Origin of the sequence: Micromonospora sp. A202 (genome assembly GCF_006715105.1) — a bacterium.
In the GTDB taxonomy this organism is placed as follows: domain Bacteria; phylum Actinomycetota; class Actinomycetes; order Mycobacteriales; family Micromonosporaceae; genus Micromonospora; species Micromonospora zamorensis.
In genome coordinates this window covers 102,294-115,201 of record NZ_VFMP01000001.1, presented here as the reverse complement: position 1 = coordinate 115,201, position 12,908 = coordinate 102,294, and the positions used below count along the sequence as shown (strand labels likewise).

13 protein-coding genes are annotated in these 12,908 nt (G+C 73.5%); 6 read left to right on the top strand and 7 right to left on the bottom strand.

Annotation, left to right across the window (positions count from 1 at the left end; genetic code table 11):
- The first annotated feature begins 21 nt into the window (after positions 1-21).
- Entirely contained in the window at positions 22-954 is a 933-nt protein-coding gene (locus FBZ33_RS00545; RefSeq protein WP_088951151.1) for an alpha/beta fold hydrolase, read from the top strand.
- A gap of 4 nt (positions 955-958) precedes the next feature.
- Here the strand turns inward: FBZ33_RS00545 and FBZ33_RS00540 are convergent, their stop codons facing one another.
- Together FBZ33_RS00540 and FBZ33_RS00535 are read right to left on the bottom strand one after the other, a co-directional pair.
- Positions 959-1,324, bottom strand: a complete 366-nt coding sequence (locus FBZ33_RS00540; RefSeq protein ID WP_088951150.1) for a hypothetical protein — start codon at positions 1,322-1,324, stop codon at positions 959-961.
- A complete protein-coding gene (locus FBZ33_RS00535; RefSeq protein ID WP_141907615.1) occupies positions 1,321-4,227 on the bottom strand; it encodes an SseB family protein in 2,907 nt (968 codons plus the stop codon). Before FBZ33_RS00535 ends, FBZ33_RS00540 begins: the two co-directional genes overlap by 4 nt.
- 152 nt (positions 4,228-4,379) lie before the next feature.
- Between FBZ33_RS00535 and mycP the strand changes: the two genes are divergently transcribed.
- Positions 4,380-5,603, top strand: coding sequence for a type VII secretion-associated serine protease mycosin (gene mycP / locus FBZ33_RS00530; protein ID WP_141907614.1), 1,224 nt, complete (start codon positions 4,380-4,382; stop codon positions 5,601-5,603).
- An 85-nt stretch (positions 5,604-5,688) separates the two neighbouring features.
- Here mycP and FBZ33_RS00525 read toward each other — a convergent pair whose 3' ends face one another.
- Together FBZ33_RS00525 and FBZ33_RS00520 are read right to left on the bottom strand one after the other, a co-directional pair.
- On the bottom strand, positions 5,689-5,982 hold the full coding sequence (locus tag FBZ33_RS00525; RefSeq protein WP_088951148.1) for a WXG100 family type VII secretion target: 294 nt from the start codon (positions 5,980-5,982) through the stop codon (positions 5,689-5,691).
- A gap of 23 nt (positions 5,983-6,005) precedes the next feature.
- Complete coding sequence (locus FBZ33_RS00520) at positions 6,006-6,326, bottom strand: WXG100 family type VII secretion target (RefSeq protein ID WP_088951147.1); 321 nt, start codon at positions 6,324-6,326, stop codon at positions 6,006-6,008.
- Between the two features lie 203 nt (positions 6,327-6,529).
- On the opposite strand from FBZ33_RS00520, the gene eccE reads away from it, so the two are divergent.
- From eccE to rarD, 4 genes are all read left to right on the top strand, one after another.
- The gene (gene eccE / locus FBZ33_RS00515) at positions 6,530-8,533 is read left to right on the top strand and encodes a type VII secretion protein EccE (RefSeq protein WP_141907613.1); all 2,004 of its coding nucleotides are present in this window, start codon (positions 6,530-6,532) and stop codon (positions 8,531-8,533) included.
- A 61-nt stretch (positions 8,534-8,594) separates the two neighbouring features.
- Positions 8,595-8,981 carry a phage holin family protein gene (locus FBZ33_RS00510; RefSeq protein WP_088951145.1) on the top strand — a complete coding sequence of 129 codons (387 nt, stop codon included), beginning with the start codon at positions 8,595-8,597 and terminating at the stop codon, positions 8,979-8,981.
- A gap of 112 nt (positions 8,982-9,093) precedes the next feature.
- Positions 9,094-9,591 (top strand): GNAT family N-acetyltransferase, encoded by a 498-nt coding sequence (locus tag FBZ33_RS00505; protein WP_141907612.1) that lies wholly within the window; start codon positions 9,094-9,096, stop codon positions 9,589-9,591.
- Positions 9,588-10,505, top strand: coding sequence for an EamA family transporter RarD (gene rarD, locus FBZ33_RS00500; RefSeq protein ID WP_141907611.1), 918 nt, complete (start codon positions 9,588-9,590; stop codon positions 10,503-10,505). The genes FBZ33_RS00505 and rarD overlap by 4 nt, the downstream gene beginning before the upstream one ends.
- A 22-nt stretch (positions 10,506-10,527) precedes the next feature.
- Here rarD and FBZ33_RS00495 read toward each other — a convergent pair whose 3' ends face one another.
- The 3 genes from FBZ33_RS00495 to FBZ33_RS00485 all read right to left on the bottom strand — a co-directional run bounded on the left by FBZ33_RS00495 (position 10,528) and on the right by FBZ33_RS00485 (position 12,849).
- Positions 10,528-11,247, bottom strand: a complete 720-nt coding sequence (locus FBZ33_RS00495) for an anti-sigma factor (protein ID WP_141907610.1) — start codon at positions 11,245-11,247, stop codon at positions 10,528-10,530.
- The gene (locus tag FBZ33_RS00490; RefSeq protein ID WP_141912302.1) at positions 11,244-11,759 is read right to left on the bottom strand and encodes a sigma-70 family RNA polymerase sigma factor; all 516 of its coding nucleotides are present in this window, start codon (positions 11,757-11,759) and stop codon (positions 11,244-11,246) included. The genes FBZ33_RS00495 and FBZ33_RS00490 overlap by 4 nt, the downstream gene beginning before the upstream one ends.
- Before the next feature lie 307 nt (positions 11,760-12,066).
- On the bottom strand, positions 12,067-12,849 hold the full coding sequence (locus FBZ33_RS00485; protein WP_088951141.1) for an IclR family transcriptional regulator: 783 nt from the start codon (positions 12,847-12,849) through the stop codon (positions 12,067-12,069).
- Positions 12,850-12,908: the final 59 nt, after the last annotated feature.

The window sequence follows — 12,908 nt, the reverse complement described above, 5'->3', positions numbered from 1 at the left end:
CCGGGTCCTAGGCTGTCTGCCATGACCGACCAGCGCGGCGGAGCCGTCGACGAGTCCTGTGTCCTCACCGAGGGGCCGTGGACGCACCGCTTCGTCGGCGCCAACGGCAGCCGTTTCCATGTGGTCGAGGCCGGCACCGGCCCGATGGTGCTCTTCCTGCACGGCTTTCCGGAGCACTGGTGGGCGTGGCACCAGATGCTCCCGGCGATCGCCGACGCCGGCTTCCGGGCGGTCGCCGTCGACCTGCGCGGTTACGGCGCCAGCGACAAACCACCCCGGGGGTACGACGGTTACACCCTCGCCGCCGACATCGCCGGGTTGATCCGCGCGCTCGGTGAACGGTCGACGACGATCGTCGGCAGCGGCCTCGGCGGCATGGTGGCCTGGACGGTGGCCTCGTTCCACCCGTCCCTGGTCCGCCGGCTCGTGGTGCTGGGGGCGCCGCACCCGCTGCGGCTGCGCACCGCCACCTTCGCCGACCCGCGCGGGCAGTTCGCCGCCTCCACCCTGGCGCTGAAGTTCCAGCTACCCCGCTACGAGCACGTGCTGACCCGGGACGGCGCGGCGGCCATCGGGGAGATCCTGCACCGCTGGGGCGGGCCGCGCTGGGTGGCCGGGTCGGAGTTCGAGGCGTACGCCGAGCGGTGTCGGGAGGCGATGTGCATCCCGCAGGCCGCGTTCTGTGCCCTGGAGGGGTACCGCTGGGCGTTCCGCTCGCTGCTGCGGCTGCACGGCTACCGGTTCGTCCGCCTCATGCAGAAGCCGCTGTCCACTCCGACCCTGCAACTGCACGGCGCGCTGGACGTCGCCTCCCTGCCGCGCACCGCCCTGGGCTCCGGCCGCTACGTCGTCGCCCCGTACGAGTGGCGGCTGCTCGACGGGGTGGGGCACTTCCCGCACCTGGAGGCACCGGAGCTGGTGCTCGGCGAAATCCTGCGCTGGGCCAAGACCTGACCGGTCAGACCCGCTGCTCCCGCAGGTCGGTGACCTCGGCGGCCGGCGCCCAGCCCTGGTAGACGCCGAAGTCGAAGACCTCCAGCCGCATCGCCTCCGCCACCGGCCAGCGGCCACCGGTGTATTCGACCCGCAGCCAGGCGTCGTGCTCGCCGAGCACGATGAACGGCTGCCCTTGCCACGTGCAGGTGGTGCGCACGTACGCCAGATCCTCGATCTCGCTCGCCGGCAGCACCCGGACATACCGGCCCGCGCGGACCTCCTCGAAGCCCTCGCCCGGCTCGGGCTGATAGAGGCGGATGTTGTCGCCGTCCGGGCTGGCCTGGTATTCCCGACCCTGCCAACGGGCAACGTAACCGTCGCGCATCACGCCTCCCCGACCCGTCGCCAGACCACCGCGTCGGTGTCGAGCTCCGCGATGACCCACTCGGTGCCGTCCGCAGCGACCCGCCACAGCTGCGCGCCGTGCGGGAGGCGCGCGCTGTCCACCTTGAACTCGGCCACCACGTCGCTGCTCTCACCCGGGGCGAAGCCGTTGCCCCGGAACGGCGGGCGCTCGATGACCCAGCCCTCCATGGCCCGCATCGCCGCCTCGTTCTGACCGCCGTACGGAATCCGGTAGAGGCTCGGCCGGTGCGCCGGCCAGCGCAGCACGTAGATCTCCTCGGCGTCCCGGGAGAACGGGGATCCGGGGTAGCTGAGGCCGAGCGCGTCGTGCACCTGAGCCGGCGTGGTCAGGTGCGCCAGCTCACCGGCACGGTGCACGAAGCCGGAGACCCGGTCGTAGCCACGATCCAGGTAGTAGGCGAGCTGGCTGGGCGCGATCGCCTTCTGCATGACCGTCGGTCGGGTCGGGTCGACGGCCGCCGGAGCGTACCGGGGGCGGGCGGCGGGCTCCGCCACGGCCGGCGCTTCCTCCTGGTCAACCTCCAGGTCGTCACCGAGCCCCACCTCGGCAGCCCAGTTGGCCAACGCGATGATCTGCTCCCCGGGCAGCTTGGCGCCGACCGGGGTGCCCGGGTTGACGGCGAACGACCAGTCTTCGTCCGGCCAGCGCCGGATCAGTTGGGCGAACTTCACCCGGACCGTGTCGACGTCGCCCTCGAAGTGGTCGGCGAGGCGCTCCGGCGACGTGTAGACCACCACGTACGTCTCGCCGTCGAGTTGTGCCGTACGCCAGACGAAGCCCGCATCGCCGGGGCGGCTTCCCCGCAGCGATTCGGGTGCGGCCGGCAGTAGGACCCGGGCCAGCAGCAGGGTGGACAGGAACGTGTCGGTGCTGCCGGAGCCGGCGGCGCCGAGCAGGTCCTCCTCGACCGTGTTGGCCGGATCGAACTCGACCACCGCCGGTTCGTCGGCCGGCGGACGCTGCCCGTCGCCGTCCCTGGTGGTGGCGCTCTCGCTGGTCGGATCCGCGCTGGTCACGCCGACCGACGGGCTGTCGGTGTCGGCGCGGTCGACACCGACCGGGTCGCCGGCGCGGACGTCGGTGTGGACACCGCCCACGTCGCCGGCGCGGGCGTCGGCGTGGACACCGCCCACGTCGCCGGCCTCCGCCGGACCTGCGGGGCGCTGGGTGGACGGGCTCGTGGCGGGCTGCACGGGGACGAACGACGCCGGACCGGACGGGCGGGGACCGGCCGACGACGGCTCGAACAGACCCGGCCCGGCGTGCGTCGTGCCGAAGGGTGGCGGGGCGGTCTCGGCGGGGCGGGGGCCTCGGGGAGGGTCGGCCGGGCCGCTGGTCTCGACCGGGTCGGTGAGGTCGCGGGACTCGATGATGGTGCCCTCGATGACGATGGGCGTGAAGCCGCGGCGTGGTGCGGGCGGACCGGAGACCGGTTCCGCGGCCGACACCTCCTCCACCGGGGCGAACCGGTTCGGCAGGTCGCGTGGGATCGCCTGGGTCTCGTCCGCCGGAGGGCTCGGCCGCGCCGACGACCGGGTCGGCGGGGACTCACCGGTCGTCCGGAAGGCGCGGGTGACTTCCTCCGCCGCCGGGTCGGGCCGGCGGGAAGGCAGCGGCTGGGTGACTTCCTCACCGGGTGCCGGTGCGCGTACCCCTCGGGACGTGCCGAGGTCGCCCGCCGGCTGCCGAAGTGGCCGGGTGGCGTCCGGATCCGCCATCGGGAAGGCGCGGGTCGCGGTCTCGTCGGCGGGCCCGTCGGCCGGACGGCGGCGTGGGAACGGCTGGCTGCCGAGCCCGAAGCGCGTCGGTGGTGCTGCCCGGTCACCGGGGCGGCCCCCACTCGCGTTCGGGTCGGCTGCCCGGTCCCGGACGGGGGTCGGTTCGAAGAAGGAACGTCGAGCGGCCTGGGGACCGCCGTTGCCGTTGCCCCCGGTCAGGCCGTCGTCGCCCGGCCGGTCCGCCGCCGGCCAGCCCGCGCCGAACCTCGACTGGTCGGTGGTGGGACGTTCGACGGGCGTCAACGGTGCGAACCGGGACGGCCGAGCGGAGCGGGGAAGGGCACCGGTGCCCGGCAGGCCGGGTCGCGGCGGCTCGGTCGGGTGGCGCTGACCGGCGGCCGGCAGGTCCTCCTCGCCGGGTCGGCGGGACGCATCAGCGGTGCCGGGCGTCCCGGACGCCGGGGCAGCGACCCGAGGCGACACACCCTGCGAGGGCCTCCGAGGGGAGACCGAAGCAGAGGGGACCGCAGCGGGCGGCACGGCGGCGAGCGGGCTCGGGGCGAGCGGACTCGGCGTAGGCGGAACCGGGGCAGGCCGACCTGGGGCCGCCGGGGCCGGCTCGGACCCGGGCGACGACGTACCCGCCCCGGAGGGCCGACCAGCGGCTGGCGCGGTGTCCCGGCCGGGCGGACCGGTCCGGGTGCGGGCGAGGGTTTCGACCCGCTCCAGGCGGGCGCGGGCACCCATGGCGCGGCCGGGCAGGCGCACGTCGCCCCGGGAGAGTTGAGCCACGAACCAGGCCGGCAGGTAGCCCTCGACCGGCAGACCGGGGTTGACGGCGAGCCACCACTCGTGGTTGGGCCAGCCAACAGCGAGGTCGGTGAAGGGGACACGACGGTTGCTGCCGGGGTGATCGCCGAGGCAGGCCCGCAGTGCGGCCGCGGAGGTGAAGGCCAGGACGTGGGTCCGGCCGCCGGTGGTCCAGGTGCCCCAGCCGGCGGCTGGCTGGCCGGGTTGCGTCGGGGCGGCGACCGGCAACAGCAGATCGGTGCGGGACAGGAGTCGGAAGTAAAGCTCCTGGTCATTGGCGCGCAGCGCGTCGCGCATCGCCACCTCGGCCTCCGTGGCCGGCTCCCATGCGGTCACGGCCACCTCCCCTTCCGAGAACAGGCCACAGGTATCGCGTACAACCTACAAGGTGGTATCAAGATCACGATGGCTGGCCGTCGGCGGCCTGCCGGGGCGCGGATGAGGCGATAACATCCCGTACCGGAGCCGACACGATACGGAGGCTGTCGATGTCCCGATCGATCGCGCGCCCGGTCCTCGCAGGTCTGGCCGCCGGCCTGTTGACCGTACCGGCCCTCCCGACCGTCGCCGCCACCGCCGGGCTCCGTGCGGCACCGGCCTGTGCGACCCCGCTCGCCCCGGCCCGGCCGGTCACGGCCGCGCCCTGGCCACAGCAACGGTACGACCCCGCCCGGCTCGCGCCCCTGGCCACCGGCGCCGGGGTGACCGTCGCGGTGGTCGACTCCGGGGTGGACCGGGCGCACCCCCAACTGGCCGACCGCGTGCTGGCCGGCACCGACCTGCTCGACCCCGGCGGGGACGGCAGTCGGGACTGCGCCGGGCACGGCACTGGCGTGGCGAGCATCATCGCGGCGACACCCCGCGCAGGGGTCGCCTTCCAGGGTCTCGCGCCGGATGCCCGGATCCTGCCGGTGCGGGTGAGTGAGCAGCAGGTGGTGCAGGGGCGGGAATCGGGGCGAACGGTCAGCGCTGGCGAGTTCGCGCAGGCCATCCGCTGGGCCGTCGACCACGACGCCGACGTGGTGAACCTGTCCGTGGTGCTGTATGCGGACGACCCGGAGGTCCGCTCGGCCGTGCGGTACGCGGTCGACCGGGACGTGGTGCTGGTGGCCGCAGCCGGCAACCTGCACGACAGCGGTGACCCCAAACCGTTTCCCGCCGGCTATGACGGGGTGCTCGGCGTGGGGGCGATCGGGGCGGACGGTGGACGGGCGACGTTCTCGCAGACCGGCGCGTACGTCGACCTGGTCGCCCCGGGCAGCGAGGTGCTGACCGCCGCCCCCGGCGCGGGCCACCATCAGGTCGAGGGCACCAGTTACGCGGCACCCTTCGTGGCCGCCACCGCCGCGTTGCTGCGCCAGTATCGACCGGAGCTGACCGCGGCCCAGGTGGCGGAGCGGATCATCGCCACCGCCGATCCAGCTCCCGGCGCGGGCCACGGCGGCGGGTACGGCGCCGGCGTGCTGAACCCGTACCGGGCGGTCACCGAGACCAGCGGCAGCCGTGCGGGCGACCCTCGACCGGTCACCGCGCTCGCCGACGACCGGCCCGACCCGGCGGTGCTCGCCCACCGGGCCCGACGGGCGACGGCGCGGGACCGCGCCCTGCTGGTCGGTGCGGTGGTCGGCACGACGGCGGCCACCGTGGTGCTGCTCGCCCTGGTGCTGCCCCGTGGTGCCCGCCGACGCTGGCGCCCGGCCGGCCAGGCCTGACCCGGTCAGCCCACCGCCCTGGCCGCAGCGCGGCGGCGGCCGGGGCACCGACCTGGACATGGTCAGCGCTCCCGGCCCACCGCGCTCACTGGAACAGCCCGGTGTTCTTCTTCTCGGTGTCCAGATAGTCGTTGGCGGAGTCGCCCACCGCCAGCTTGATGTCACGCAGCATCGCCTGGAGGTCCTGAGAGGCGGAGCGCCACCGCGCCTGCCGCTGCTCGTAGGCCTCGCGGGCCTCGCCCGTCCAGCTCGCCACCAGCGGAGCGGCATCTCGCTCAAGCTGACCGAGTTGCGAGTCGAGCCTGTTCAGGGCCTTGTGGATGTCGGCGCCGGCCTGCTGAAGCGCGGCGAAGTTGACGACCAGCACACCATGGTCCATCGGATTTCCTTCCGGGGGCGGGATCAGAGCGGCAGCTGGATGCCGCCGCGGTTGGTGCCGGCTACCCGGCTGGCCACCTCGTCGTCGGAGGCGTCGTACTGCCGGCCGGCGGTGCGGATCGCGCCGGCGGTCTCCCGCAGCGCCCGGTGCAATGCCGCCTGGTCCTGTGACCACTGCTGCTTGACCTGCTCGAACGATCGGCCGCCTGCGCCACGCCAGGCCTGCTGCAACACCTCCAGCTCGGCCAGCAGGCCGGTCAGCATGGACTGCAACGACTGGTCCACCTGCTCGAACTTCGCGGCGGTCTGCTGCATCACCGCGGCTTCTGCCTGCGTCTGGGACACCCCGATGTCACCTCGTCTCTCTGATCGCGCGTGGCCCTCGAACGCGCCCGCCCTGGGGGCGCGTCGTTCGCTTGGCCCGGTCGTCGAGCACTGAGACACGGGTCAGCGACGAACTTCGTGGCTGACGGTAGCGATCCCGTAGCAGTTCTGCTACCCCCCGCCTCTCCCCTGTGGACAACCACGGCAGCCATCGGTCACTTACGATGTGCTGCAGCCGCGTCGCGGCGCGTGACGGGCCGTCCGAGGGCGGCCGACCGCCCGACGCGGTCCCGACTGGTCGAGGAGGCGCGGTGCCGGCGATCACCACCGGAGGGCCGCACCCGGCGACACCGGTCGGGCCGGGGCCGGGCGCCGTTCCCCGGGCGATCGGGCCGGGTTCGCCGGGTCAACCCGCTGGCCGCGGCCCGGGCCCGGCCGATCAGCGCGCACCGCGTCGCCGCTCGCCGTTCGGCCGCTGGGCGTCGCCCACTCCGGGCACCGGCACAGGGGTGCGGGCCGGTCAACTGGTCGCCGCGCAGGTTGCGGCGGCGCTCGTCCTCACCGCCCTGGGCCGACCCGCACCGGTCACCGCGGCCGCCGCACTGGTCGCCGTGCTGCTGGTGGCCGTCGCCGTGCTCCGGGTCCGGGGCCGGTGGCTCTTCGAGTGGCTGGGCACCGCCGCCGGGCATCTGACCCGTCGTCGGGAGCTGACCGCGCCGGCCGGGGCGGCCGACCTGCTCGACCTCGTCGCTCCGGGCACCGTCGTCCACTCGACCGAGCTGACCGGCGGGCCTGCGGCAGTGCTGGAGGACACCGAGGGCATGGTGGTGCTCCTGGAACTCGGGGACCCCGGCGATCTGCTCGGCGACGCGTCCCGGGCCATCCCGGCGCCGTCCGCGTTGCTGCCCCAGACCGGGCCGGACGCGCCCCCGCTGCGGGTGCAACTGCTGTTCAGTGGAGCACCGGCACCGGTGCCGGCCGCGGGTGGCACCGTCGGGACGTCGTACCGGCAGCTCACCGACGGGCGGCTCGCCGGGCGGGAACGGGCGGTGCTGGCGGTGCGAGTGCTGCGCGTCGACGGTTGGTCCGAGGAGGACCTTCGCCGGGTGCTCGCCGGCACCGTACGCCGGATCGTCCGCCGGCTCGGGTCGCTGACCGCGCGGCCGCTCGGCGTGCCGGCGGCGCTGCGTGTCCTGGGCGAGCTGGCCCATCACGACGGCGACCGGGTCCGGGAGTCCTGGCCGGCGCTCCGGTCCGGCACCCTGGTCCAGGCCACCTTCCGGCTGATCAGATGGCCGGACGGAACGGGTGCACGGCGGCTGGTGCCCCGGCTGCTCGCGCTCCCGGCAACCGCGACGACGGTGTCGATCTCCGCAGGGCCGGCACCGATCACCCCCGCCGCCGGGGTGCCGACCGAGCTGACCGTGCGCCTGGCCGCTCAGACGGCGACCGAGCTGACCACGGCCACCAAGGCCCTGGAGCGCCTGGTGAACGACCTGGGCGGGGAGCTGCGGCGGCTCGACGGCGCACACCTGGGCGGGCTTGCCGCCACGCTGCCGTTGGCGCTGACCACCCGGGAAGCGCAGCCCCGCCCCGCACTGGACGACTGGGATCTCACTCTGGGCGATGCCGGGATGATGGTCGGCACGAACCGGCACGGCGGGGCGGTCACCGTCCGACTGTTCCGGCCGGAGAGCACTCGGGTGCTGCTGGTCGGCGGGGTGCGCGCCGCCCAGTTGGTGGCCCTGCGCGCCCTGGCGCTCGGCGCCCTGGTGGTCGTGCAGACCTCCCGACCGCGCGTCTGGGAGCCGTTCGTCCGGGGAGTGGGCGCACCGGGCGGGACGATCCCGTTGATCCCACCCGGTCGACCGGTGGCCGACGGGGTGGGCAGCGCACTGCGCCCGTTGCTGCTGGTCGTCGACGCCGGGCCGGTGCCGGCCGACGCCGAGCCGGGCCCGCCGTGGCGCGCCACTCTGGTGGTACGCGACGAGCTGACCCCGGCGGACGTGGACGCGTTGAGCCGGGTCGACCTGGCGCTGCTGCAACCGCTGAGCGTCACCGAGGCGGCGCTGGCCGGCACCGCGCTGGGGCTGGGTGGGTCGGCCGAGTGGTTGACCCGGATCCGGGACGACATGGTGGCCGTGGTCAACCGGCGGGCGCTGCGCTGGGCACTGCTCTCCCCCACGCCGATCGAGTCGCAACTGATCGGGCGTCCGGCTCGCGGCTGATCCACCGTGGTGGTCAACTGGCGGGTTACGTGGGTGCGTGGTCCGTGGCACGATCCCCGCCATGGGTTTTCTGAAAGGTCTGCTGATTCGGCTGGCCAGCACAGCGCTGGCTTTCTGGCTGGCCACACTCCTCATTCCGGGCATCTCTCTGGAGTCGAACTCCGCTGGCGAGACGGTGACCACGCTGCTCCTGGTGGCGGTGATCTTCGGCGTGGTCAACGCGGTTCTCCAGCCGCTCATCAAGACGGTCGGCTGCGGCTTCTACCTGCTGACCCTCGGTCTCATCGCGCTGGTGGTGAACGGGTTGCTGTTCCTGCTCACCAGCTGGATCGCCGACCAGGCCGGGCTGCCGTTCACCGTGGACGGTTTCTGGCCGGCCGCCGTGCTCGGCGCCCTCTTCGTGAGCATCGTGACCTGGATCCTGGGCGCCGTCCTCGACCGGGACTGACCGCCGACCGCACCGGCCCGCCCCGGGCTCCGGCCGGGGCCCGGGCAGGCCGGTGACCAGAGTTCGGGAATTGGCCGGCACGAGTCCCCACCTGGGCGGTTAGCGTCGCATCGTGTTCACGCTGACCCGCAACGACGGCTATCTGCTCAGCACCGACCCGGCTCTGCTCGACCTGGGCCTGGTGCACCACTGGTTGTCCACCGACGCGTACTGGGCACTCGGACGTGACCGGGCCACCGTCGACCGGGCGTTCGCCGGCTCCCTGCCGTTCGGCGTCTACCGGCCTGAGGACGGCCGCCAGGTCGCGGTGGCCCGGGTGGTCACCGACCGGGCCACCTTCGCCTGGCTCTGCGACGTGTACGTCGACCGCGCCGCCCGTGGTCGCGGTTTGGGCGGGTGGTTGGCCAGCGCGGCCCGCGACCACCTGGACGAGCTGGGCGTACGCCGGATCCTGCTGGCCACGAACGACGCACACCAGGTGTACGCGCGGGTGGGCTTCACGCCGCTCGACGTGCCGGAGCGGTGGATGAGCCTCGACCGGCGGATCCCGGTGACCCCGGTCACCGGAAAGGAACAAAGCGACGGTACGCCCCTTACGGTGGAGGCGTGACGCCTCTCCGCCTGGGATACCTCTACGGCCTTGGCGCGTACCTGCTCTGGGGTTTCTTCCCGCTCTACCTCAAGCTGTTGCGGCCGGCCGGCCCACTGGAGATCCTGGCCCACCGGATCGTCTGGTCGGTGGTGTTCGTGGCCCTGCTGCTGGCCGCTCTGCGCAACGTCGGCTTCCTGCGGGCGCTGCTGCGTCGGCCCTGGGCGATGGCCGGGATGGTCGCCGCCGCCGCGCTGATCGCTGTCAACTGGGGCACCTACATCTACGGTGTCAATTCCGACCGGGTGGTGGAGACGGCGCTCGGCTACTTCATCAACCCGCTGGTCGTGGTGCTGCTCGGGGTGACGGTGCTGCGGGAGCGGCTACGCCCGGCGCAGTGGGTGGCGCTGGGGATCGGCGCGTCGGCGGTCGCGGTGCTCGCCGTGGACTACGGCCGGTTGCCGTGGCTGGCGTTGACCCTGGCGTTCAGCTTCGCCGGCTACGGCCTGGTCAAGAAGCGGCTGGGGCTGCCGCCCGCGGAAGGGCTCTTCGTCGAGTCGGCGGTGCTGGCGCTGCCGGCGCTGGCTTATCTCGGCTGGCTGATGGCAAGAGCCGACTCGACGTTCGGGCACGTCTCGGTCGGGCACACCGCGCTGCTGGTGCTGGCCGGTGCGGCCACGGCGATCCCGCTGCTGATGTTCGCCGGGGCGGCCAACCGGCTGCCGCTGAGCAGCCTCGGCATGATCCAGTACCTGGCACCGATCCTCCAGCTCGGCTGCGGCGTGCTGATCTTCCACGAGCCGATGCCACCGGCCCGCCTCGCCGGCTTCGCGCTGGTCTGGCTCGCCCTGATCGTCTTCACCGCCGACGCGGTCCGCAACTCCCGGCGCACGCGGGCCCAGGCCCGGATCCTGGAGCCCGTCCCCACCCCCTGACCGCCCATGCACAGACGGGCGGTCAGGGCACCGCGTAGGTGAGCAGTGGTGTGCCGTCGGCTCGTTGCAGCTCCACGCTGACCAGCTCGGCGTCGGTGAACCTGGTGGCGCCGCTGAACTGGAGGGCGTCGCCGGGGGCCGCCAGCCAGGAGCCGATCTGCTCACTGGCGCCGTTCGGGCCGTGCGCCACCAGCCGGAACGGGTACGCCTTGCCATAGCTGGTCCGCGCGTCGTACCCGCACCGCATGGTCACCGCCGTGCCCCACTTGGTGCCGGACAACCCGATGTCGGCGTGCACCGGCCCGGCGGTGGCCACCGGTCGCATGGCGACCATCGACACCTGCGTGGCCGGGGCGCTGGTCTGCGCCACGGGAGGTCCGGACGGGTCGGTGGGTCGGGGCAGCACCACGGCAGTGCCCACACCGACCATCAGGGCCAGCCCGGCAGCGGCCAGTGTGGTCAGCGCGTACCGTCGGCGGTCCGCGGAGCGTTCCCTCCTGCGGCGACGCCGGGCCTCCTCGATCAGCGCGGGCACCCGGGGCGGGGCCGGCGGCGGAAGGATCTGCTCCAACCCCGCCGGGTCGAGACGCCCCAGCAACCCGGGCAGGACGGCGATCTCGGCGACCGCCTCCCGGCAGGAGGCGCAGCCGGAGAGATGCCGCTCGTAGGCCGCCCGCTCGGCGGGGGCCAAGGCGCCCAGCACGTACGCGCCATCGTCGTACGCGAACTCACACTGCGTCATCCCGTCACCCCCATCTCGGCCAGCACCAACCGTAGAGACCGCAGCGCGTAGTGGGTGCGGGACTTCACGGTCCCCGGCGGCACGCCCAGCCGGGATGCCGCCTCGGCCACCGACCGCCCCTGGTAGAAGCACTCGACCAGCACCTCGCGGTGGGTCGGGCTGAGCCGGTTCAGCGCCTCGGCGACGGTCCACGCCTCCACCGCCCGTTCGGCCTCGTCGATCACGCCCGGCGGTTCGGGCAGATCGTCGGTGAACACCTCGCCGACCCGGGTGGACCGCCGCCGCCAGGCGTCGATGGCCAGGTGGCGGGCGGTGGTGAACAACCAGGACCGCACCGAACCGCGCTGCGGGTCGAGGGATTCCGGATGTCGCCAGGCCCGCAGCAGCGTCTCCTGCACCAGGTCCTCGGCGCGCTGCCGGTCCCCGTCGACCAGCCGCAGGGCATGGGCGTACAGCGCCTCCGCGTGCTCGTCGTGCAGCGCGCGCAGCAGTTGGGCGTCGTGGTCGCTGATGGCGGTCTCCTCGCTTCCGGCGGGCGTCCGGCGGTGCGTTCGCTCGGGAATACGTGCCGTCACGCCGATCGGTTCAGCCCGAGGTCAGACCGGTTGCGTGCCGGTTGCCGCCCGCGAAGGTGTTCATGGAGGCTTCTCCCATGAATGACCGCCCCCGGATGCTCCCCCTGTTGACCGGCACCCGCCATGGCACCCGCGTCTCGACGGCGGCCCGGTGGGCAGCTGACGTTGCTCAGGCGGTCCGGCGCTGGACCGCCGCGAGAGGCCCTCTCCCAGCCTGGGAGAGGGCCTCTCATGCGTGGGTGCGTCAGTTGTCGGAGGCGATGCCGTCGGCGACGCTGCGGGCCACGGTGAGCAGTTTGGCGCGCACCACCCGGGCGGAGGTCATCATTTCGCTGGCCGGCAACGCGCAGGCCAGCACGACGCGGCGTTCCATGTCCTTGTCCGGCGCGACGAGCACCGCCGCGCAGGCCACCCCCTGACGGAACTGGCCCATCTCCAACTGCATGCCACGCCGGTCGCCGGCGGCCAGGTCGGCCTCGAACGTCTCGGTGGTGGTCAGCGTGGCCGTGGTGAACGGGCGCATGCCGTATTCGCGCAGGTAGCGGTTGCGCTGGTCGACAGTGAGGGTGGCGAGCAGCGACTTGCCCAGGGCCGTCGCGTGCGCCCCCTCGTCGAAGCCGGGGACCAGGTCCTCCAGGTAGGGCGACCGGTGCCCCTCGGCGACCGCCGTAAGGGCCACCTGACCGCCGACAAAGCGACCCAGGTAGTGGCTGTAGCCGGTGTCCAGTGCGGCCCGCCGCAGCGTCTCACCGACCGCTGGCGGGCCCCGGAACGCGGTCACCAGCTCCCGGTACCGGTCGGCCACCTCCAACCCCACGATGTACGTGCCGTCCTCGCGACGGATCACGTAGCCCTCGTAGGCCAGGGTGCGGACCAGGTGGTAGGTCGTGGCCACGGTCAGCTCGCACCGTCGAGCGATCTGCTTGACGGTCAGGCCTTTCGGGGCGCGACCGACCGACTCCAGCACCCGCAGCGCTCGGGACACGCTGCGGATCAGGTCCGAAGGTTCTGCCAAGGGGTCGCGCACAACCACCTCCGCCGCCGGGGACTTACACCATATGAAAAACAGGCCCGGTGCGAAATGCC